This is a genomic window from uncultured Arcobacter sp., from assembly GCF_937982575.1.
Classification (GTDB): Bacteria; Campylobacterota; Campylobacteria; order Campylobacterales; family Arcobacteraceae; genus Arcobacter.
The window spans coordinates 199,216-221,344 of record NZ_CALJLR010000005.1; the positions used below are offsets into that span (position 1 = coordinate 199,216).

General features: G+C 27.6%; 25 protein-coding genes. 6 read left to right on the forward strand and 19 right to left on the reverse strand.

Going from position 1 to position 22,129, the window contains the following annotated elements; all coding sequences use genetic code 11:
- Genes Q0617_RS04580 through bluB form a run of 3 tightly spaced genes read right to left on the reverse strand, consistent with a single transcriptional unit; the run spans position 1 to position 2,476 of the window.
- Complete coding sequence (locus Q0617_RS04580) at positions 1-1,059, reverse strand: nicotinate-nucleotide--dimethylbenzimidazole phosphoribosyltransferase (RefSeq protein ID WP_298750973.1); 1,059 nt, start codon at positions 1,057-1,059, stop codon at positions 1-3.
- Positions 1,060-1,067: 8 nt separating this feature from the next.
- The gene (locus Q0617_RS04585) at positions 1,068-1,853 is read right to left on the reverse strand and encodes a phosphotransferase (protein ID WP_298750974.1); all 786 of its coding nucleotides are present in this window, start codon (positions 1,851-1,853) and stop codon (positions 1,068-1,070) included.
- The gene (bluB, locus tag Q0617_RS04590) at positions 1,853-2,476 is read right to left on the reverse strand and encodes a 5,6-dimethylbenzimidazole synthase (protein WP_298750975.1); all 624 of its coding nucleotides are present in this window, start codon (positions 2,474-2,476) and stop codon (positions 1,853-1,855) included. Before bluB ends, Q0617_RS04585 begins: the two co-directional genes overlap by 1 nt.
- Positions 2,477-2,541: 65 nt before the next feature.
- Here bluB and Q0617_RS04595 point away from each other — a divergent pair, with 65 nt between their 5' ends.
- Together Q0617_RS04595 and cbiB are read left to right on the forward strand one after the other, a co-directional pair.
- A complete protein-coding gene (locus Q0617_RS04595; protein ID WP_298750978.1) occupies positions 2,542-3,567 on the forward strand; it encodes an aminotransferase class I/II-fold pyridoxal phosphate-dependent enzyme in 1,026 nt (341 codons plus the stop codon).
- Entirely contained in the window at positions 3,567-4,451 is an 885-nt protein-coding gene (gene cbiB, locus Q0617_RS04600; RefSeq protein ID WP_298750980.1) for an adenosylcobinamide-phosphate synthase CbiB, read from the forward strand. The genes Q0617_RS04595 and cbiB overlap by 1 nt, the downstream gene beginning before the upstream one ends.
- Here cbiB and Q0617_RS04605 read toward each other — a convergent pair.
- Genes Q0617_RS04605 through Q0617_RS04630 form a run of 6 tightly spaced genes read right to left on the reverse strand, consistent with a single transcriptional unit; the run spans position 4,420 to position 10,127 of the window.
- Complete coding sequence (locus Q0617_RS04605) at positions 4,420-5,679, reverse strand: cobyrinate a,c-diamide synthase (protein WP_298750982.1); 1,260 nt, start codon at positions 5,677-5,679, stop codon at positions 4,420-4,422. The genes cbiB and Q0617_RS04605 overlap by 32 nt on opposite strands.
- 1 nt (position 5,680) lies before the next feature.
- Complete coding sequence (locus tag Q0617_RS04610; RefSeq protein ID WP_298750984.1) at positions 5,681-6,640, reverse strand: iron ABC transporter permease; 960 nt, start codon at positions 6,638-6,640, stop codon at positions 5,681-5,683.
- Positions 6,637-7,335: an ATP-binding cassette domain-containing protein gene (locus Q0617_RS04615; protein WP_298750987.1), complete on the reverse strand. Its 699-nt coding sequence runs from the start codon at positions 7,333-7,335 to the stop codon at positions 6,637-6,639. Before Q0617_RS04615 ends, Q0617_RS04610 begins: the two co-directional genes overlap by 4 nt.
- A complete protein-coding gene (locus Q0617_RS04620; protein ID WP_298750989.1) occupies positions 7,319-8,143 on the reverse strand; it encodes a helical backbone metal receptor in 825 nt (274 codons plus the stop codon). Before Q0617_RS04620 ends, Q0617_RS04615 begins: the two co-directional genes overlap by 17 nt.
- 1 nt (position 8,144) lies before the next feature.
- Positions 8,145-9,926, reverse strand: a complete 1,782-nt coding sequence (locus Q0617_RS04625) for a TonB-dependent receptor (RefSeq protein ID WP_298750994.1) — start codon at positions 9,924-9,926, stop codon at positions 8,145-8,147.
- Positions 9,927-9,932: 6 nt separating this feature from the next.
- Positions 9,933-10,127 carry a hypothetical protein gene (locus Q0617_RS04630; protein ID WP_298750996.1) on the reverse strand — a complete coding sequence of 65 codons (195 nt, stop codon included), beginning with the start codon at positions 10,125-10,127 and terminating at the stop codon, positions 9,933-9,935.
- Positions 10,128-10,243: 116 nt separating this feature from the next.
- Between Q0617_RS04630 and Q0617_RS04635 the strand changes: the two genes are divergently transcribed.
- Both Q0617_RS04635 and Q0617_RS04640 read left to right on the forward strand, forming a co-directional pair.
- Positions 10,244-10,663: a hypothetical protein gene (locus tag Q0617_RS04635; RefSeq protein ID WP_298750998.1), complete on the forward strand. Its 420-nt coding sequence runs from the start codon at positions 10,244-10,246 to the stop codon at positions 10,661-10,663.
- Between the two features lie 157 nt (positions 10,664-10,820).
- Positions 10,821-11,444 carry an HAD family hydrolase gene (locus Q0617_RS04640; protein WP_298751000.1) on the forward strand — a complete coding sequence of 208 codons (624 nt, stop codon included), beginning with the start codon at positions 10,821-10,823 and terminating at the stop codon, positions 11,442-11,444.
- Here the strand turns inward: Q0617_RS04640 and Q0617_RS04645 are convergent.
- From Q0617_RS04645 to Q0617_RS04680, 8 genes are all read right to left on the reverse strand, one after another.
- A complete protein-coding gene (locus tag Q0617_RS04645) occupies positions 11,437-12,126 on the reverse strand; it encodes a pseudouridine synthase (protein ID WP_298751002.1) in 690 nt (229 codons plus the stop codon). The two genes, Q0617_RS04640 and Q0617_RS04645, sit on opposite strands and share 8 nt — an antisense overlap.
- 33 nt (positions 12,127-12,159) lie before the next feature.
- Positions 12,160-12,819, reverse strand: a complete 660-nt coding sequence (locus Q0617_RS04650; RefSeq protein WP_298751003.1) for an energy transducer TonB — start codon at positions 12,817-12,819, stop codon at positions 12,160-12,162.
- A gap of 1 nt (position 12,820) precedes the next feature.
- The gene (locus Q0617_RS04655; protein ID WP_298751005.1) at positions 12,821-13,198 is read right to left on the reverse strand and encodes a biopolymer transporter ExbD; all 378 of its coding nucleotides are present in this window, start codon (positions 13,196-13,198) and stop codon (positions 12,821-12,823) included.
- On the reverse strand, positions 13,179-13,607 hold the full coding sequence (gene exbB, locus Q0617_RS04660; protein ID WP_298751007.1) for a TonB-system energizer ExbB: 429 nt from the start codon (positions 13,605-13,607) through the stop codon (positions 13,179-13,181). Before exbB ends, Q0617_RS04655 begins: the two co-directional genes overlap by 20 nt.
- 1 nt (position 13,608) lies before the next feature.
- Entirely contained in the window at positions 13,609-15,036 is a 1,428-nt protein-coding gene (locus Q0617_RS04665; RefSeq protein WP_298751010.1) for a 4Fe-4S binding protein, read from the reverse strand.
- Positions 15,037-15,045: 9 nt separating this feature from the next.
- A complete protein-coding gene (locus Q0617_RS04670) occupies positions 15,046-17,172 on the reverse strand; it encodes a TonB-dependent receptor (protein WP_298751012.1) in 2,127 nt (708 codons plus the stop codon).
- A gap of 76 nt (positions 17,173-17,248) precedes the next feature.
- Entirely contained in the window at positions 17,249-18,097 is an 849-nt protein-coding gene (locus Q0617_RS04675) for a HAMP domain-containing sensor histidine kinase (RefSeq protein WP_298751014.1), read from the reverse strand.
- Positions 18,087-18,743: a response regulator transcription factor gene (locus tag Q0617_RS04680; protein ID WP_298751016.1), complete on the reverse strand. Its 657-nt coding sequence runs from the start codon at positions 18,741-18,743 to the stop codon at positions 18,087-18,089. The genes Q0617_RS04675 and Q0617_RS04680 overlap by 11 nt, the downstream gene beginning before the upstream one ends.
- A gap of 88 nt (positions 18,744-18,831) precedes the next feature.
- Here Q0617_RS04680 and Q0617_RS04685 point away from each other — a divergent pair, with 88 nt between their 5' ends.
- Both Q0617_RS04685 and Q0617_RS04690 read left to right on the forward strand, forming a co-directional pair.
- Positions 18,832-20,595 carry a Na/Pi symporter gene (locus tag Q0617_RS04685; protein WP_298751018.1) on the forward strand — a complete coding sequence of 588 codons (1,764 nt, stop codon included), beginning with the start codon at positions 18,832-18,834 and terminating at the stop codon, positions 20,593-20,595.
- Positions 20,582-20,815: a hypothetical protein gene (locus tag Q0617_RS04690; protein WP_298751020.1), complete on the forward strand. Its 234-nt coding sequence runs from the start codon at positions 20,582-20,584 to the stop codon at positions 20,813-20,815. The genes Q0617_RS04685 and Q0617_RS04690 overlap by 14 nt, the downstream gene beginning before the upstream one ends.
- On the opposite strand, the gene Q0617_RS04695 is transcribed toward Q0617_RS04690, so the two are convergent.
- Together Q0617_RS04695 and purU are read right to left on the reverse strand one after the other, a co-directional pair.
- Entirely contained in the window at positions 20,808-21,272 is a 465-nt protein-coding gene (locus tag Q0617_RS04695; RefSeq protein WP_298751022.1) for a tRNA (cytidine(34)-2'-O)-methyltransferase, read from the reverse strand. The two genes, Q0617_RS04690 and Q0617_RS04695, sit on opposite strands and share 8 nt — an antisense overlap.
- Positions 21,272-22,105: a formyltetrahydrofolate deformylase gene (purU, locus tag Q0617_RS04700; protein ID WP_298751024.1), complete on the reverse strand. Its 834-nt coding sequence runs from the start codon at positions 22,103-22,105 to the stop codon at positions 21,272-21,274. Before purU ends, Q0617_RS04695 begins: the two co-directional genes overlap by 1 nt.
- Between the last annotated feature and the right edge of the window lie 24 nt (positions 22,106-22,129).

Sequence of the window (22,129 nt, forward strand, 5' to 3'; positions counted from 1 at the left end):
TTATCCTAAGAAACTTTCAACTTGTTTGGTAATATCAGCTTTTGACAGACCATTTAAAAGCCCATACATAAGAGCTCCACCTGCACCAACACCCTCTTTTGCTTCACCTTCATCATATAACTTTAAAGCTGGATGATTTGATAATGAAAAATCAAAATCAGCATAAAAGGCATCTATTTTAAAATCAAGAAGTTCTAAAAGTGCTTTTATATCACTATTTTTATCTTCATATACCCATTTTGTAGTACATAATGATAAATTTGAAGTGTCAAATTCTCCACCCATAGTTTTTAAAATAGAGTTTACTATTAGAAGGACTGAAGCCATTTGAGTCCCACCTGCTAAGACTACTTTTATCTTATTGTTTAGTCCAAGTATAAATCCAGCATTGAATATCTGCATATTATCAGATACTCTTCCTAGTTTTGCGAAAATATCATCATCACTTCTTATGTGTTCTAAGGCATTTTTAACCGTTTCATCTCTTATAGTTGTAGGTGCATTTTTAAATGAACTTGAAAAAAACTCCTCACAATCATAACCCAATGCTTGACAAGTAGCCCTTGCTGTTGTAGTTCCACTTGGAACACTCTCTGCTAGGATTATATAATCATCACTACACTCATAAGTTTGCCCAAAAGCTAAACCTTTTTGAAAGATATCAAGGGCATCTATTTTTGCATCAAGAGCAATTGATTTTGATGGTCGAATTTCAAAAGAGTGAGTCTTAAAGTAATCAACTTGAGGTGATACTTCAAGTCCTAAATCAAGAAGTTCAATATTTGAATATGGATTTAGAAGATGCACAGCTCTTGTGATAAGCGCAGGAGTTGGTACCCCACTTGGTGTTGTGGCTATCTCACCTAAGCTTCTTAGTTGTCCAGAACAAACAAACTCACTATCAAGCGTGGGAGTTAAGTGTATTTTCCCTGGGATTCCAGCTTGTGTTATTCCACTTATATTTACTGTTTGAGTATTGCTAAGGCTTAACATAAAAGTAGCCTTTTTACCCCTTAAAAATTCTGCAAAATCAATCTTACCTATAATATTTTTTATCAAGTTCTTTCCTATATCAAATCTATAAATTTATTTTTAAAAATAATGTTATCATAATCTCTATTAGTCAAATGCCTTTTAACACAATAATAAAGTGAAGCATATCTCAAATAAGGGATAAATTCATCTAATGTTATTGTTCTATCGTATGAATTTAGAAGAGTTATTATTTCATCTTTATTACGGCACCAAGATAGAGCAACAACTGCTAAATCAAAGATAAAATCACCCTCACAGGCATCGCTAAAATCAAAAACACAAGTTAATTTGTCTTCACAAAAAGTTGCATTATCTAAAAACAGATCACCGTGAATAATACCATGATTTTTAAGTTCTATTTTTAAAGAATAAAATTCATCTTGAAACTCTTTATTTTGGGTTTTTTCTATCAGAGTTTTTAATTCATTTTTCCCAAAAGTGGATAAGTTATTGTGTGTTTTATTTTTTGTTATTTTATGAAAAGAGTTTAAAAACTCCCCTATTTGTTGCAAATGTGTTGATTTAACAAAATCAACTATACTTTCACCTTTTGCCTTAGAAAAGACAACACCTCTTTTTCCTTTTATAAAAACATCATCTTTTATAATTTTTGGAACAGTAAGAGTGCTCACATAACTTAGAAGTTCAATTTCAGCATCAACATTAAATGGCGTAGTTTCATCTTCATATATTTTTAAAATATACTCATCATCTAAAATATAAACAGTATGACTTTGTCCACTTTTTGTCTCTTCTAAAGTTTTTATGTCAAAAAAAGGTTTTATATCTTCATACAGAAGTTTTGTTTTAACTCCCACTAGATTACCTTGATATCTTGAAGAGTTTTTCTTTTTTCCCACTCTAGGGTTAAAAGCTCTGGTTCATCTAAAAATTCACTTACATATCCAACTGTTAAATAAGCTATAAGTTTATGGTTTTTTTCTATGTTTAAAATCTTTTTTACTCTTTTTGGTTTTAAGATACTCACCCATCCAACCCCAATATTATGAGCCCTAGCCATAAGCCAAAAGTTTTGTATAGCACAAACTACACTATACTCACCCATCTTTTTTTGACTTGTCTGTCCTAATATTTTTTTATCACTTTTTTCATATAGTACTGCGATATTTAGGTAAGACTCTTTTATACCTTCAAGTTTTAATTTACTATAAAGTTCTTTATCTTTAAAAATCTTTTTTGCTTTTTCATTTTCTTTTACGAAGTCTTGATATATCTCATCTCTTTTTTTGGCATCTTTTACTATTACAAATTTCCAAGGTTGAGAAAAACCTACAGAGGGGGCATTTGAAGCAGCTTTTAATAATTTATCTAAGATTTCATCATCAATTTTTTTATCTAAAAACTTATTTCCTCTTACATCACGTCTAGCTTCAATAATATTTTCTAAACATGTAATATCATCGGATGAAAACTCTTTCATTAAACTTTTTCCTCTTATTTGTTATATATAAATTTTATAGTACCATTGCATAAAAAAGAGAACTTTTGAAATCAAATAATCAATTTAGTCATGGTGGAGATACTTTAGCTTTTAGCAAAAAAATTGGCTCAAAACAAAAAGAGATTATAGACCTATCTTCAAATATCAATTTTCTAAAACCAAAAATCAAAATAGACCTAAATAAACTAGATATTTCAAACTATCCAACATATGAAAAACTATCTAGAATAATAGCAAAAAAATATAGTGTAAAAGCTGATGGAATAGAACTTTTCAATGGTGGAAGCAGTGCTATTTTTTCTTTTTTTAGATATCTTAATTTGAAACATTGCACAATCTACTCTCCAGCATATTTAGAGTACAAAAAAGCAGCACAGACATTTGGTTTCAAAGTTGATTTAATAAATAGATTTTATGATATAAAAAAAGAGGTAGAAAAAGACTCCTTAGTAGTTTTTGTAAACCCTTCAACTCCTGATGGAGACTATTATGAGTTAGATAAGCTATTTAATTCATGGATTGAAAAAAACTGCACTATTTTTATAGATGAGAGTTTTTTGGACTTCACAGATAAGAAATCAATGATAGGTAAATTAAAAAACTATAAAAAACTCTATATATTGAAATCCATGACAAAGATATATAGTAGCGCAAGTATAAGGGTTGGTACAATTATTTCAAACTCTAAAAATATAAAAAAACTAAAAGAGAAAGAGCCTTTATGGAAAATCTCTCATTTTGATTCTATATATTTAGAAAATGCAATAAAAGACAAAAATTTTATAAATAAAACAATCAAAATAACAAATAAAAATAAAAACTATACAATCAAGCACTTAGAGAAGTTTGACTTTATAAAAAAAATATATAAAAGTGAAGCAAACTACTTATTACTAGAACTCAAAGATTATAAAGCAAAAACATTTCAAAAAAAACTAATCCCTTATAAAATCATGATAAGAGATTGTTCAAACTTTGATTTTCTAAATGATAGTTTTGTAAGAGTTGCCATAAAAGATAAAAAAGCCATGAAAAGTTTTATTGAAGCTTTGAAAAAAGAGTTTAAATAATGTATTTCACAACTGTTTTAGTTGCATATCTTATTGATTATATTTTTGGAGAGTTTGAAAAAGTAAAGTTTTTCAAGCATCCTATCGTTTTTATGGGTGATTATATAAAATGGTTTGAGAAAAGTTTTTATCAGGACTCAGTTTCAAGGGGTTTTACACTAACTATTTCTCTACTTGGTATAGTTTTTATAATCACATATTTTCTTAGTCTATTTGATAATATTTTAGTACAGGGCTTTTTATGTTCATTTGCAATATCTTCTAAAATGCTTTATGATAGTGTAAAAGAAGTTGTTCATTCAAGTGATGCAAAACTAGCTATATCTATGTTGGTAAGTAGAGATACAGAAAATATGAGCAATAGTGACATAAACAAAGCTGCAATTGAAACCTATGCAGAAAATCTAAATGATGGAGTAATTGCTCCTATGTTTTATATTTTGTTTTTTGGAGTTGTTGGAGCATTTATTTATAAAGCAATAAATACTCTTGATTCTATGGTAGGTTATAGAAATGAAAAATATGAAAACTTTGGTAAATTTTCTGCAAAACTTGATGATGTTGTAAATTATATACCCTCTAGAATAACAGCTATTTTGATAGCTTTGTTTTTTAATTCTTTTAAAGCTTTAAAAAACTTCTACTCATATGGAGAAAAACATGAGAGTCCAAATGCAGGGCACCCTATTTCAGCTATGGCATTAGCCTTAGGAGTTAAACTAGGAGGTCCAACTTCATATTTTGGCAAAGTAAAAGATAAAGCATATTTTGCAGAGGGAAGAGAAGAGATATTAAAAGAAGATATTTTAAAAGCACTTAACTTTAAATCAAAACTTGATTCACTACTTTTACTTATGGCAATAATCTTTTTTTTATTAGCTTAATATTTCCTCTAAACATAGTGTGTAAATATGTTCCAAAGACTTTTCCTTTTTCCCATGAACCATATTTTCCAAGCAACTCTTTTGACTTAGATAATCTATCAAAACCACTATTTTCTTCACTTGGTTTTGTATAGTGAAAAGCATGACCTTTTATGCCATCTTCATTGAAATAGTAACCCATTCTTTGAAATCTTTTCTCTTTTGAAAAGCTAATATCCAAAATAGAGCTCATAGGCTTATCATCGACACTAAGACCTAAATATAACAGTCCAGCACACTCTGCGTATATTGGTTTTTCTTGGGCATGTTTTATAAGTGATGATTTAAAGTTATGTGAGTTTTCTACTCTTTTGTACGCTTCATTTGTTTCAATATAACCACCACAAATATATACAATATCTGCATCATCTGGGATTGGTTCATCTTTTGTAGAATCAACGATTATTACTTCATTAAAAATCTCTTTTAGAAAAACTAAATTATCATGATATAAAAATGAGAAATTTATATCATGTACAATTGCTAATTTCTTATTCTGTTTTGGTATTTTTTCAAAGGGATAATTGATTTTAACTTTTTTATGAATTTTTGATATTTCCTCAAGTTTTTTCATATCAATATGTTCTAAAACATCTTGGCTTATCTTTTCAATTTTTTCTAAGTCTTTTAAATCAAGTCCTAAGTGTGTTTCACCAAGTGATTCAAGACCACTTTTTATCCAACCTAAAACTACAATATCTTTAAAATCTTTTTCTATAATATTTTTTATCAATTCATAATGGGCTGCAGTTGCAATCTTATTTAAAACAACTGCTTTTATAGTGTTGTTTTTCTTATAGTTTTTTAGACCCTGTAAAACTGCACTTACGGTTATATAACTGCCACTTCCATCAAGTAAAATAATTGTAGGTATATCTAATAGTTTTGAGATATCATAAGCACTACTTTTTTTATCATGTCCATCATAAAAGCCCATAACACCTTCACAAATGGAGATTTTTTTATTACTATAGTTATAAAAAAGCCATTGTAACTCTTTTTTATTCATCATATATCTATCAAGGTTTATACTAGGAGTTTGACAAACTATTTTATGAAATTGAGGATCTATAAAATCAGGTCCCATTTTAAAAGGTCGGACAGAGTCTTTGAAGTGATATAATAAGGCAGTTGTTAAAACTGTCTTACCTTGATTTGAGGCACTTGCACTTATACATAAGGCTTTCATATTATCCCCTTTTATTTCTTTTAATCAATAGATATACAAAAAATGGAGCTCCAATGAAAGCAGTAACTACCCCTATTGGTAGAGTTGAAGCAGTATTTAAATTTCTTGCAATCAAATCAGACGCTACTAAAAAAATTCCTCCATAAAAAAATACTGGAAAAATAAGTTTATCTGCACTTTTTTTATAAATAAGTTTTATTATATGAGGAATAACTAAACCCACAAAACCAATTGGTCCAACAAAACTTATACTTATACCTACAGCTAAAGATATGACTATTAGTAAAAGAAGATTTAACTTATTTACATTTAAACCTTTTAAAAATGCAGTATCATTTGAAATAAGTAAAAGTTTAATATCCGATTTTTTCCAATAAATAATACCATATAAAACTACACTAACAAGTAACAAAGTTGTAACACTTGAAAAACCAACCGTATCTAGGCTTCCTAGAGTAAACCTTACTATTGAATAGTTTTGTTCTAAATTACTCATATAAAAAACCAACATCAAAGCCGATGAATAAAAATAAGATAAAGCAATACCTATAAGTAAAATAGAGTTTGTAGAAACGGCAATGCTATCTTTATTTATCTTTTTAGAGATAAAATAGAGAATCGTTATGGTTAAAAGTGAACCCAAAGCAGAAGATATAGACATAATAACTGCTGGGAAAAATACTATCGAAATAGCTGTAAAAAGTGTCGTTCCACTTGCTATTCCTAGAGTATATGGTGTGATAAGTGAGTTTTTAAATATTATTTGAAAAATAAGTCCACCTAAAGCCAAAATTCCACCAACAAAAAATGCCAATAATACCCTTGAAACTCTAAGATCCCAAAAAACTTGATAAGTCATTGTGTTAGCATTAAAAATATCATTTATATTTAGAGTTATTTCACCTAAAAATGGGGATATAATTAGTATAGTTGTTGCTATTATATAGAGTAGTTTTTTCATAGGTTTACTACCAAATGTTCATTTACTTTTATAATAGAATCATTATAAAATCTTTTTAGATTTTCACTTGAGAAAAACTTTTCATTTTCTCCAAAAAATTCAATCTTGCCAGAGTCCATATACAAAATTTTATATTTTAAGGCATAAGCTAAATCAAGATTGTGGGTTATGATAATTTTTTGTTTTAAAAAGTCTGATTTAAAGATATCAAATACCTCTTTTATCCTACTAATATCCAAGTTTGCCGTTAGTTCATCAAAGATTGTAATCTTTGCGTTATGCATAATACTAGAACCTAATAATAAGAGTTGTTTTTCTCCTGAACTAAAAGTTATGCAGTATTTGTTTTCTAACTTTTTTAAATTTAATAGCTTTATTACATTATCAATTTTTTCATTATCAATATTATTTATACAAGAGAGTTCTAAAAACTCTCTTAAGGTGATATACTCATCAAACATCTCAAATTTAGGAGGAATATAGTTTATAAATGTAGCTCTATTATTGTCAGTTATATCTACAATATTTTGATTGTATATTTTTACACTATCATTTTCTATTAGATTTGATAAAACTTTTGCAAGGGTTGATTTTCCTGCTCCATTATGTCCAAGAATTATTAGGTTTTCATCCTCTTTTAGATGAAAACTAATATCTTTTAAAATAGAACTTGTATAATTATTTATCTCTAACATTTTCTAATATCTTTTTAAAATCATTGATAAAATAAACAACCCTTTGGCTAGGAATTCCTGCGTATAGTTTATCTACTGCATATATATTTTTATTTTGTGCTGCTGTTATTGGTAAATCTAGCCAAAGTTTTTTTATCTCTTCTATCTCTTTTGGTTTACCATCAAAAAATGGTGCAAGTAAAACTATAATATCAGGATTCATTTTAATTATCTTTTCTGTGTTTACTACGGGTTGTGCTTTACTTGATGATTGAAAAGCATTTATATTTCCACTAGCTTTTATAATATCTTCAAAATATAAATAGTTACCTGATACATAGATTTGATTTGAAAGAGTCTTTTTAGGGCTTATTACCACTAAAATCTTTTTGTCTTTTTCTATACCATTTAGAGAAGATAAAGAGTTATTTATATTTGAAATGAGTTCTTTGGCTTTTTCTTCTTTACTAAAATAACTTCCCAAAGTATCTATAGTATAGTTTATATCTTCTATTCTATTTGTCTTAAAAGTCAAAGTTTTTATATTGAGATTTTTTAGATTTGAAAGTAGTTTCTCATCATAATTTTGGGCAATTACAACACTAGGATTTGCTAGTAGAATTTTTTCTAAAGAAATCGAAGCATATCCACCTACTTTTTCTACTTTTTTAGAATCTTCAGGAAAATCACAATATCTAGTATTAGCAACTACATTTTTACCAACACCTAAAGCATAAACTATTTCATTTATAGAAGGAGTAAGAGTTACTATTCTCTCACTCGCTTCTAAATTCACTATTAAAAAAAGTATTATTAAAAACTTTTTCATATTAGAAACTTACCTTTAAACCAACGTATGCACTTCTACCTGGTGTTGCATAATTATAAATCGTTTGATAATATTTATTAAAGATATTATCAAATTTTACATAAGTTTCAATATTTCTTTTAATTTTATAATTAATTACAGCATTCCAAATAGTATAGTTTCCTGTTTTTTCTGTTTTTGCAGTATCATTATATCTTGTACCTGTATATGAACTATTAATATTTATGTGTGCTTTTTCGATTCCATAATAATCCATCGAAACATTTAGCTCATCATTTGCTCTTCTTGGTAAATAAGCTCCATTATTATCTTTTGCATTTAAGTGTGTATAGTTTAGAGATAACAACATATCTTCTAAAATATCTTTTTTATAACTAAGCTCATAACCTTTAAATTTTGATTCTCCAGAAAGATTTTCATATTGTGAATTTGGGAATGAACCTGAAATATATTGAATCATATTCTTTATTTTACTTTCAAAATAAGTAAGTTTTAAATCTTTATATCCAAAATTTAAGTCAAATGACTTAGTTGTCTCAGGTACTAAACTTGGAGTATAACTTAGATTAGAAAGTGAAGGTGCATTATATGCTGTTCCGTAATTTGAAGATACTACTATGTCATTATTAATATTATATTTGATTCCAAGTTTACCAGTAGCCTTTTCATCAAACTTACTATTATCATCATATCTCAAGGTTTCATTTATACTAAATTTACCAAATTTATTGGTATTAGAGATATAAACAGCTTTAGTGTCATATTTATTTTTGTTACTAATATCTTCAAAATTTTGTTTATCTAAACCAAATATTAAAGTAGCATCTTTTATATAATTATAATCAGCTTGTGCAGAAAATTCATTTACTAAACTTTTTGCATTAAATGTACCTTGTGTTCTATCAAATTTTGATTGTTGTGCATTTAATTTTAATTGAAAGGAATCTAGTTTATGTGTAAAATATACAGATTTAAAATAGTGTTGAAGTTTACCTTTATTTGTTATATTGTCAGAAGAACCACTATCATAAGCATATCTTGCATCAATCTTTTTAAAAGATATTCCTAGTTCATCTTCATTGTTTAAATATAATCCTGTACCAATGGTATAAGTGTTATTTGTATAAAAATCACTCTCTAATCCTAAATCATTCCAATTAGAGCCATTTGGTTCATAAGCACTGATTCCATCACTATTAATTCTATTTGCGTCAAATTTTATATAACCCTTTTCATTTCTATTAGATATAGAACCAAAAAGTTTTTTACTGTTATAACTTCCATACTCTACACCAGCATTTCCATGTATTCCAGACTTAGGTTTACTTGTAATAATATTTATAACACCACCACTCGCATCTGCACCCCAAATACCTGACTGAGCACCTTTTACTACTTCAATTTGCTCTACATTCTCAATGTTTAATTGTGCTAATGGCGCACCACTTAAACCAGCTGGTTCGTTATATCTTATCCCATCAATTAAAATTAAAACCCTTTTTGCACTTACACCTCTTATAAATAAAGAGTCACTTTGTCCTACTCCTCCATTACTTACAATACTAAGACCAGATATTGTTTTTAATGCATCACTTACATTTACATAATGTCTCTCTTCAATCTCTTCTTTTGTAATAACTTCAACATTAGAAGTAACATCTTTAATTGATTGTTCTGACTTTGTAGCACTTACGACTGTGATTTCTGATAAGGGTTGTGAATAAAGGTTTGATGTTGCTAATAGAAAGCTTGCAACAAAGCTTGTAGTTATTTTTTTGTTCATTTTTATTTATCCTAATTTTATTTTATTTGTTGAATTTAGTTTTGCAGGTTTTAACTGTCTTGATATGAGTATATTTACTATTTTTGGTACTTGTGTAGACAATAATGTTTCAATTAAACTATTAATAGATGATGTTTTTCTATCAACTGTTGCAGCTAACATTCCAAAAAGTGTAAAGTATTTTTTACTTTTACTAATCATTAACTCTCCTTTCTTTAGATTTTAATTCGCGTATTATATTCAAAAAAATATAAATGTTTTATTTCAAGGTAGATTAAAGCTATTTAAATACAATACGGCACTTTAAAGGAGATACTTTGACTTATAATGAATGGTTTGAAAAACATGCCACTAGACATCAAAATATCATGGAAAAACTAAAAGACTTAAGTGATGAAGAAGTTATAAAATATTTTAGATTTGATAATATGGTTAAAAATGAACCTGACTTTTGCCCACTATATAAAGATAATAAAAAATGTCATGACTATGAAGAGTTGAACTGCTACTTATGTGCCTGTCCTAATTTTAGATTTGATGATAAGGGATTTAAAAAAGTTGAAGATAAAACTTTGTACTCATACTGCAATATAGATAGTAAAGATGGTGCACAATATAAAGGTGATGATTATATTCATCAAAATTGTGCAGGATGTTTAGTTCCACATAAAGAGCCCTATATTAAAAAACACTTTTCAAGAAATTGGAGAGAGATTATGAAAGATGTTAGGGCATAAAAAAAGTCCTACTTCTGGTGTTTGAAGCAAGACTTTTGTCGGTGTTATTATTTTATTCTTTTGTATAAAAAAGTAGGAGTAATACAAAATCTGTAATGAGATTGTAGCAATTGTGTGTTAATCGATTGTTAATTAAAAAATTTAATTTGGAGAATTTATGAAACTTATAATGTTTGATATGGATGGAACCTTAATCAACAGCGGAAGCATGATTGCAAATACAATAAACTATGTTAGAGAAAACCTAGGGTTTGAACTTTTAGAAAAGAGTTTTATCCTAGAAAAAGTAAATGACCCAAATATCAGCTCATCTGAATTTTTTTATGGAACAAAACATTTTACTGAAGAACAAGGTAAACTTTTTGAAACCTATTATTATAAACATTGTTTAACTGACTTGGAAATTTATGATGGGATAAAAGAGTTACTTGAAGATTTAAAAAGTGACTATATATTTACAGTTGCTACAAATGCTAATAGTGAATTTGCAAATAGAATGCTAAACCACCTAGAACTTGGGAGTTATTTTAAAACAATAGTTGGATATAACGATGTTCTAAAACCAAAACCACATCCAGAAATGGTTTATAAAATACTTGAAGAGATAAATACCACAAAAGAAAAATCTCTTTTAGTAGGAGATAGCCATAAAGATATTCAAGCAGCAAATAGTGCAGGAATTGATTCTATTTTAGTAAACTGGGGGTTTTCAAATCATGAAGAAAATGCAATAGAGACAATAAAAGAGTTGGAAGATAAAATATATAAAAAATTTAATTAACCATTATGATTCTATAATAACCCTCTTTTAAATCTTCAACGGTATAGCCATCAAAGCTAACTCTGTGAAGCTTTATTACCCTATTTCCAACAGCGGCAAACATTCTTTTTACTTGGTGATATTTACCTTCAATAATTTCTAGTCTTACTTTTGTGGGTGATAAAATTTCCATTTTTGCTGGTAAAAGAGGTTTTTTTTCTCCATTTAAGATAAGTTCTCCACTTCCAAATATCTTTTCTTCTTCCCCTTTTAAAGGCACTTTTAAATCTACTTCATAAACTTTTGCAATATCTTTTTTAGGGTTTGTTAACCTATGATTTAAAACGCCATCATCAGTTATAAGTATAGCTCCTGTAGTATCCACATCAAGTCTTCCTACCGTTGCCATCTTTGGTTTTCTTTGGTTCCATCTTTGAGGAAGTAGTGAATAAATCAAAACTCCTGCATCATTATGAGAACAAATCACACCAGAAGGCTTATTTAAAAGAATTGTAATACTTTCTGGGTCAAGAATTTTATCATCAATTCTAATCTCATCATGGTATGCTTTAATTGATGGATTAAATATCCTCTCTTTATTTACTGTAAGTTCATTTATTTTTAAAAATTTTTTAGCATCACTTCTTGTACAATAACCCAAACTAGAAAGATGTGCATCAATTCTTTTATAACTATTTTTCATAAAGGAATAATAACATCATTTTTATTAATAAACTTAGGTAAGTTTGTATTGTATCGGCACCTTTATTGTTATTTCTTTTTTAACTTTTGGAAATGTTCTTGATGCTTTTTCTATAGCTTTAAGGGCAGATTTGATTAATAATCGATGTCCTGAGATTCCTTTTAACTCAGTAATTTCACCATTTATTGAAATTTTAAATAAAACAAATACCTTACCTTGAATATTAAGCCTTTTTGCTCTTTTGGGATAAATAACATTTTTTTGGATAAGTTGTACTATTTTTTGTAAATGCTCATCTAAAAACTCTTCTTCATAACTTTTAGAACTCTTTTTAATAAGTTCTTGCTCTTTATTGTCTTCTTTAAGCTCTTTTTCTTTTTTCTCTTCTTTTGGCTTTTTTACTACTTCTTTTTTCTCTGTTACCTTTTTTTCTAATCGTTTTTTTAGAGGTTTAATTTTTTCTTTTTTCTTTATGGGTTTTGGTATAACTTTTTCTTCTTTTTTTTCTTCTTTTTTTATCTCTCGTTTTTCTTGTTCAATTAAAGAGATATGATTCATAGAGATAACTTTCTCTTTTTTAAAAGTTTTTGGCTGATTAATTTCTCTAAAACTGAAAAACAATACAAAAAATATTAAGATATAAATACATATAGTTAAAAAAAATGAGTATGTATATCGTTTTTTTGTTCCCATTTTATTTCTTTGTTACTATAGAAATATTCTCAAATTTATTTGATTTTAAAAGGTCTAATACCAAAACAAAAGCCTCAAAATCTGCTTTTTTATCACATCTAATATAAATATGTGATGATTTATCTAGTTCATTAATTTTAACTTTTAAAGCTTCTAAAGAGATATGTAAATTATTCAAAAATATGGAATTATTCTCTTTTATACTAACTACAGTTTCTTGTTTAACACTCAAACTAGTTGCACTATTTGCCTGAGCAAGAGCTACTTTTATATCACCTTTTGCAATAAATGTTGTTGTTAATAATACAATTGCAAGTAATACTAATAAAACATCAATAAATGGTATTACATTTATGGAGTTAAACTTCTGCAATTTCATCATACTTACTTTCAATCACTTCTGCATATCGAGCTAAAATGTTATAAAACATTTGTGAGATTATCGCAACCACTAAGCCAACAGCCGTAGCTTTTAGGGCTAAAGCTAAGGAAGCCATAATTTTTGTGGCTTCTATATCTCCAGAACTCATAGTCATAAATGTCAGCATAATAGCCAATACTGTTCCTAGTAGTCCTATATATGGTGCATTTGATGCAATTGTTCCTATAATAGAAAGATGTTTTGTAATAACTATTTCTAAGGACTTTTTAGACTTGTATGAAGTTACTTCTATTTTTTTATAAAAAAAGATTCTCTCAATAAAAAACCAAACAGATAAAAAACTCATAAAAACTAAAAGAGCTATTACACCATAATCAACAAGATGCTTAAGTAATTCAATATTCATTTTATTTAACCTCTTTTTTCATCATGGTGGAATGATTGTGTCCACCCTTTTGAGCTCCATAAGTTTTAAATACATAGCCTGTGTAAAAATTTAATCCTAAATATAAAATAATTAAAAATGAGGCAAAGGGCATTGCTATTATTTTTCTCAACTTTGTACTCTCTAAAAGTTTTAATCGACCAATCATAATAATAAAGGCCCAAATAATTGCAATATATTTAAATAATGAAAAGATATGTACCCATTTGTCTCTTCTTGTTGCCAAAGGCTCTATATATGCTATATCTAAATGAAAAGCTTGAATAAATGCATTTGTAATATCTGATGCATATGAATAGAAAAAAAACTCTCCCATATGTGACAAACCACCAATAATAAACAATGGAGCAAAAGCATATCCTAGAGTATAAAAGGTTTTTTCATAACTTACTTTTAAAATCTTTGAAGCAATAACCATGCCTATAATATTTAAGATAACTACTATAGCAACAGCATATAAAAAAGCAAACAAACCTACCACATCAACTGTTCCAAAATTAAAAATAGATTCAAAATATCGTGCTGTTTTTGTCCAAAAAAAATCTTCTACAATAGCACTTCTTCCTAATGCATGATGAAAACTCATAGTAATAGAAATTGCAGCAGTTATAAGCAGATACGCCCAAACTTCAGCTTTTGAGACTTTAAACTTTTTAAACATACTTTCAGATGGCTTTGTTATTTTAAAACTAACAGCTTCACAAGAATCACTACAATCCATACATAAAGTACAATCTGACATTGTATTTTGTTTATTAAAAGTAAAAGGTTTTAAATCATAAGTACAAGCTTTAGCACATTCGAAAGTTTTACATGATTTACATGACTCACTATAAGTTGCAAGTTTTGTAAAAGATACCTTACTAAATGCTTTAGATACCAAACCTATGGGACAAATATATTTGCAATAAGACATCTTTTCATATACAAAAAAGAAAATAGCAGCTATAAAAGTTAAACCTACAAACATCATAGCCGTAGCATAAGGTGTTTTAAATAAAGAAGGGTACATATAATAAATAAGCCACCACCCAATAAACAAAATAGATAGACCTATAAAATAATTTGAAAATACCTTTGGAAGTTTTTTATTTAAACCTATCTTTGTTAAATATTTGCCCATAAATCCATGGGGGCAAATTCCACAAAAAAATCGTCCAAAAAAAGCTAATGTTATAACCATAAAAAATGGCCAAAAAAGCCCCCAAAACAATCCAGTTGTAAAAATATTATCTTTGTGTGGATTAATAAATCCAAAAGTAATTGCATAAATAACAATAGATGAAATTAGAATTTTTAATAAAAATATAAACTTTTTATTTTTAAACATAAACCCAATAATAGGAAAAGCATAGATATCATTGTTATCTCGTTTAATATGATTTACCATAATTTTCTCCTAAAACTTATAATTATAAGTAATCATTGCAGATATTGGAGCTGCAGCTTTGTATGTTTTAACACCTGATGTATCTTTTTGCACTTCTGCTGCGTAGTGTTTATCAAATAAATTATTTATATTTAGTTGAATAGTATGGTTCTTTTTACTATATCCCATCATGATATCTGTTACAAAGTCATAACCACTATACTTTTCAGTATTAGCATTATCCATGTAGTATGACCCACTACTCTTTGTCTCTATACGTGCTTTAAAACCATTATTTAAATTTAGAGTTGCAAATAAAGAATACCTATGTTGAGGGATATATGGCAAATAATTATTAGCTCTATCATTTGTACCCTCTTCCATAAAAGATATAAACTTATAATAAGAGTATGCATATGAAGCACCAAGAGATAATTCACTTGTTAAATTATAACTTCCTGTAAATTCTAAACCTCTCTTTTGAGTTTTTCCTGCATTTTGATAATAAGTGAGAAATCCATCTTTTGTTGCAGTTACTTCATCACTAATATCATTTTGATATAAAGCTATATCATAAGAGTATTTTACATCTCGTGCTTTTAGTCCAATTTCATAATTAACACTTGTAGTTTTATCTAATGTACCTTTGTTGTTTGTTTTATTGGCTTTGAGTTCATTGTCTGTGGGTGCTTGATTTGCACTGGCAACAGATGAATAAATACTGTGTGTATCACTTAATGCATAACTAATTCCTATTTTAGGAGATACTAAAGTATAAGATTCATTGATAGAGTATAAACCACCCCCTGTATAATATGTATTAGCAGATGTAAATGCACTTCCTCCCCAGTTGTATTTTAATATCTCATTTCCATCAACATCAAAAGATACCCTGTCTACTCGTAAAGATACATCAACTAAAGTATTTGTTGTAGGTTTGAAACTCTCTTGAATATAAGCACCATACAAAGTTGAAGTAGAATCTTCAACATTTGCTAAATCACCCTTTTCATTAGATAATGTACTAGATATTGTGTAGTCTCTAGTTGCAAATGCACCAACTGTAGGTCCTGTTACACTATAATCTTTATAGGTATATTTTTTAGATTCTCTTGTTCTGTCTTGTTTTGCAGTCACACCAAAAACTAAAGTTGCATCTTCCTCGAAAAGTTTATGACTGTAATTGTTTTCTAAATCTGCACCAAGAACTACATTATCATCACTATCATTAATCATTGCAGTTACGGGATGAAAATGTTCCCAACTATTAATATAAAAACGTGGTTTCATAATTAAATTTCCAAACTCTTTTTCCAACTTTGAATTAAAAAAAAGTATTTTAGAATCCCTTGAACTATGTTGCCAAGCAGAACTTGTATCACCTTGTTTACCAGTTGATTTAAAAATATTAAATTCTGATTCAGTCATCGATGCAGGCAAATCTACATTTGATTCTGTATATGCTAATTCACTCTCTAAAATTGATTCATCATCAAAAATATGACCATATTTTATACCAAATTGTAAAGAGTCAACTTTGTTATTTTTACGCCAATCATTATCATTTTTTGTAGTACTAAAATTAAATGACATAAAATTATTCTCATCTAAAGCTTTAGCAAATTTTATATTAGATTGAGAAGAGTGTTCAGTTCCAAAACCTAATTTAATTCGATTCTGATTTTCTTCAAAAACAGATTTTGTAATTAACTGAACAACACCACCAGTTGCATTTGCAGCAGCAATAGAACCTGGACCTTTTTGAACTTCAACTGCTTTAACATCTTGCATATCTATATAATCAAATCGTGTAAATGAGTCAGGGTCAGTCATAGGTACCCCATCTTTTATCACCATTATTTCTCTAACTCCATACCTAGATTTAAGACCAGCACCTCTAATTATTAATCTTGGACTTGAAGAGTTACTTGTATTTTCTGCAATTACACCAGGTATACTATTAATTGCCTCTGATGCAAAAATAATATTTTTATCTTCAATATCTTTTTCATCCACAACATCAATACTTTGTGTAACATCTTTTGTTGCTCTTTCAATTTTAGTTGCAGTAACTGATAGTTTGTCTAAGACAATTGTCTCTGCATGACAAGTAGCAAAAATTGTCCCAAGTGCTATTAGAGAATATCCTAATTTCATTCTTATCCTTAATAATTTTTAAGAATAATAAATTAAAAGTGTTAATTTAGTGTTAATTTTTATTTATAAGATAAATTTAAGATATACCTTTTGAAAGATTTAAGCGAATTAAAGTTCCCTTCTTAGTTGGTTCGATTTTGATTTCTATTTGATTTTTATCACAAAAATCTTTTACAATATTTAAACCTAAGCCAAAACCACTATTTTTAGAGTCTTCTTGGAAATATTGTTCAAATACAATAAAAAGGTTTTTTGTATCTATTGTTTTTCCTGTGTTAAATATAGATAAAGTATTGTCTTCAAAACTTATTTTAACCACTCCATTTTCATGGTTATATTTTATAGCATTTGATAAAAGATTATCAATAATTTTTTGAAATCCATTTTTATCGCTATTGATTATTCTATTTTTTACACTATTTTCAATAGATATACTTCCTTTAATATCTTGAAATTTATCTATTGAGTTGTTTATTATTTCATCAAGAGAAAACTCTTGTTTATCGATTCTATCTATCTCTTTTTTTATTTCATATTCCATTTGATTATATAGTTTTAAAAGTTCATTTGTAGCTAGCTTAATTCTATTTAATCTTTTTATATTTTTCTCATCTTTTATATTTTTTTCTAGCATTTGTGCATTTGCTTGTATCGTAGAGGCTGGAATATTAAGCTCATGGAGTGTCTCTTTTATAGTTCTTTGCAAGTTCTCATCACTTCTAAAAAGTGGCTCATATAGTGGCTTACTTAAAAAAAAGTTTAATATTATTGCAAAAATAATCAATACTAAGGTTATAGCTATAAAAGTCTCGTGATTAAAGCCAAAGGTTGAAACTAAATAGTAATTTGCAACTAAAACCATAATCACTATAAATGCAATTAAAATAGAGTTTGAAATTAAAAAGTTCTTTCTTTTATTGTTCAAGTTTATATCCTATACCTTTTATATTTATAATTTTTTCATTTACAAATATTTTTTTTACGTGATTAATATATACTCTTATTGAACCTTCACTATAATCCTCTTGCGTAGACCATAATTTGTCTACTATCATATCTTTTGTGACTATTTTATCTTTGTTTTCTAAAAATAGTTCTAATAAGTCAACAACTTTTGTAGGTAGTTTCATATCTACTTCATCTTTATAAACTCTCTTATCACTTGGATTAAAAACTAAATTTTCTCCCAATACTATTGTTTCAGTCTGTTTCCCTGCTCTTTTTAAAAGAGATTTTATTCTTAAAATCAATTCATCCAAATCAATTGGCTTTTTTAAATAATCATCAGCTCCATTTAAAAAGCCCTGTTCTAAAGTCTCTTTATCTTTGTAAGAAGTTAAAAATATAGTTGGAGTATTATCACCAGACTCTCTTAAGTCTTTTAATAGTTCTAATCCATTTATTTTTGGTACATTTATATCAAGTAAATATAAATCATAGTTTTTTTTATAATTTAATTCTAATGCTTTTTCTCCATCATTTGCAATATCAACTATAAATCCCTCATCATCTAAAAAATCTTCTATAGTTTGAGCAAATAGTTCATCATCTTCTAATAATAATATTCTCATTTTTAATCTTTTTACAATATTTTTCCAAAATTCTACACTAAAACTTATAAAATAGTTGAATTTCTGAAATATTTATATATAATTACTTATGATTAAAAAATTAACCCTACCCCTAATTTTACTTCTTTTAGCTTATTTTATAATTTCAAGTGAAAATATAAAAATAATAGCTACTGGTATTGCAATATTTATGATTGGTATGCACTTTATGGAAAATGGCTTTAAGCTCTTTTCAGGTGGTACTTTAGAAAAGGTTTTAGAGAAGTTTACTTCTACAAATATTAAAGCAGTATTAACAGGTTTTGTTACTACTTCGATAGTTCAAAGTTCTTCTTTAATCTCTGTAATTGTTATCTCATTTTTAACAGTAGAACTAATTACCCTAACTCAAGGTATGGCAATAGTTTTTGGGTCAAACCTAGGTAGTACTACTACAGCATGGATTGTCTCTTCATTTGGACTTAAGATAAAGATATCTTTATATGCAATGCCATTGATTATTTTTGGTGTTATTTTTAGATTTTCAAAAAGTCAAAAATATATAGGACTTGGAAATATTTTACTTGGACTTGGATTTATATTTTTAGGTATTTCATATATGAAAGATGGATTTGAAACCTTAAAAGATGCCATTAATTTAGCTTCATACTCTGTTGGAGGATTTACTGGTATTTTTATATATATAATAATTGGTGCAATTGCAACTGTAGTTATACAATCTAGTAGTGCAACTATGGCTATTATTATTACAGCTCTCTCCGGAGCAAATATAATTTATATCGATGCTATTGCCTTAGCTATTGGAGCAAATATTGGTACAACAGTTACAGCAATAATTGGCTCTTTAACTTCAAATGAAAATGGTAAAAGATTAGCTTTTGGACATTTTGTGTTCAATATTATAACTGCAGCTGTTGCTGTTGCTCTTATTTATACATTAAAAGATTTTGTTGATTTAATAGCCCCATATTTTGGAATTGATAGTGAAAACTACACTATGAAACTAGCACTATTTCATACTATATTTAATCTTTTAGGAATAGTTATATTATTTCCATTTATTGCCTTTATTGTTACTCTTTCAAAAAAATTAATAAAAGACAAAATCAAAAAAGCATCAAAACCTATATATTTAGATGAATCAAATATCAAGATACCCTACAATGCAATGGTATCTGTGCAAAAAGAAGTTCTTCACCTATATGAAAATGCACAAAAAGCTATACTTCATGCCCTATCTATTCATACTTCTAATTTAAATGAGGAAAAAGATATTGACAATGCAATTAAAAATCCGGCTAAAATAGATACTAATTTAGATGAAATTTATCAAAATGATTTAAAATCTTTATATAGTGAGATTATTGATTATCTATTAAGATCACAAAGTAATATGAATGAACATCAGCTTTTTTATATTGGACAGTTAAGACTATCTTCAAATATAATTGTAAAAATATTAAAAGATACAAGAGATATTCAACGTAATATAAATATATATTTATATAGTAAAAATGAATATATAAGAGCAGAATACATCTCATTAAAAAAAGAGTTAGCACTAAATATTCTACGGACTAATCAATTAAGAAATAAAGATATAGATGATGTAGAAACATCAACTCAAATTCAAGTTTATAAAGATAACTTAGAAGAACTAGAGATACAATTCAATAAAAAAATAGATGAATTAATAAGAAATGATAAGATTACACCTAAAATGGGAACTTCACTAATAAATGATACGGGAAGTGTAATAAACATGAGTAAAAATTTATTTAGAATAGCAAATATACTATTTGTAAATGATGCAAAATTAAGAACTTTAGGAGAAAATAATGAAAATGTCTAAACTTGTAAAAATTTTTAAAACATACTTTTCGTGGGATAAAAAAGAGGTAAAAGAGAATACAGTAGAAATTAATAGAATGATTAAAGAACTCTATAATAAAAAACAAAGCATAGAAGATAAGCTAAAAGAGTGTGAAAAGAAAAATGATGAGAAAAAACTAGAAGAGAAAAGAAAAGCTATAAAAAAACTTATAAAAAAAGCAAAAAAAGAGTTTATTTAAACTCTTTAAAGTTTTGTCTTAGAGCTTCATATGCAATAATAGATACGGAGTTTGCCATATTTAGACTTCTTGCATCATTTGTCATAGGAATTGTAATACATCCTTTTTCATTTTTTGCTAATAAATCTTCAGGTAAACCTGCATCTTCTCTACCAAAATAAAAGTAGTCCCCTACTTCATAATTAGCTTCAAAATATACTTGCTGTGTTTTTGTCGTAGCAAAAAAATGTCTATCATTAAGTGGATTTTTAGACCAAAACTCTTCAATATTTTCATATTCAGTAATATCTAAATCATACCAATAATCAAGTCCAGCTCGTCTTACTTCTTTTTCTGTTATTTCACCAAAGCCATATGGCTTTATTAAGTGTAGTCTACAATTTAAAGCAAAAGCAAGTCGCCCAATAGTTCCCACATTCCCTGGAATCCTAGGCTCTAATAAAACAATATTAAACACTATAAAATTACCGTTTTGTTGCCATAAACAAAAACTTTGTCTTCAAGTAAGAGTTGTAAAGCATTTGATAATACAACTTTTTCTACATTTTTCCCTGCGATTCTCATATCTTGCCAAGAAAATGTATGATCAACTCTAACAACATCTTGGGCAATAATTGGACCTTCATCCAAATCATCAGTAACATAATGAGCTGTAGCACCTATAATTTTAACACCTCTATGATGTGCCTGTTTATAAGGGTTTGCTCCAATAAATGCAGGTAAAAATGAGTGATGGATATTTAAAACTTGTTGAGGAAACTCTTGTACAAATTTTGGAGTTAAGATTCTCATATATTTAGCTAAAACTATAAGTTCTGGGTTATACTCTTTTATTTTTTCTATTACTAAATCTTCATGTGCTTCTCGCTCTAGGCCTTCTGCACTTATACAATGAAATGGAATGTCAAACTTCTCTACTAAGTCTTTAAGATAGTCATGATTTGCAATTACTGCTTTGATATTTGCTTCTAACTCTCCATCAAGATATCTAATAAGTAAATCACCTAGAACATGTGACTCTTTTGTAGCAAGGATTACAATATCTTTTTTTGCTTTTTCTCTTAGTTTAACTTGTGACTCTTTAGGTAGAACTTCTGTTAACTCTTTTAAAAGAATTTTTGAATTTACATCACCGGTTATTACTGTTCTCATAAAGAATTTTTTTGTTTCAGCATCAACATATTCAGCATTTTGTTCAATATTTAAATTATTTGCAAAAAGAACTTTAGATACGTTGTATACTAAACCTTTTGAATCAGAAGTGTTTATTAGAAGTATGTACTCTTTCATTTTATTCCCATATAATAGTATTAT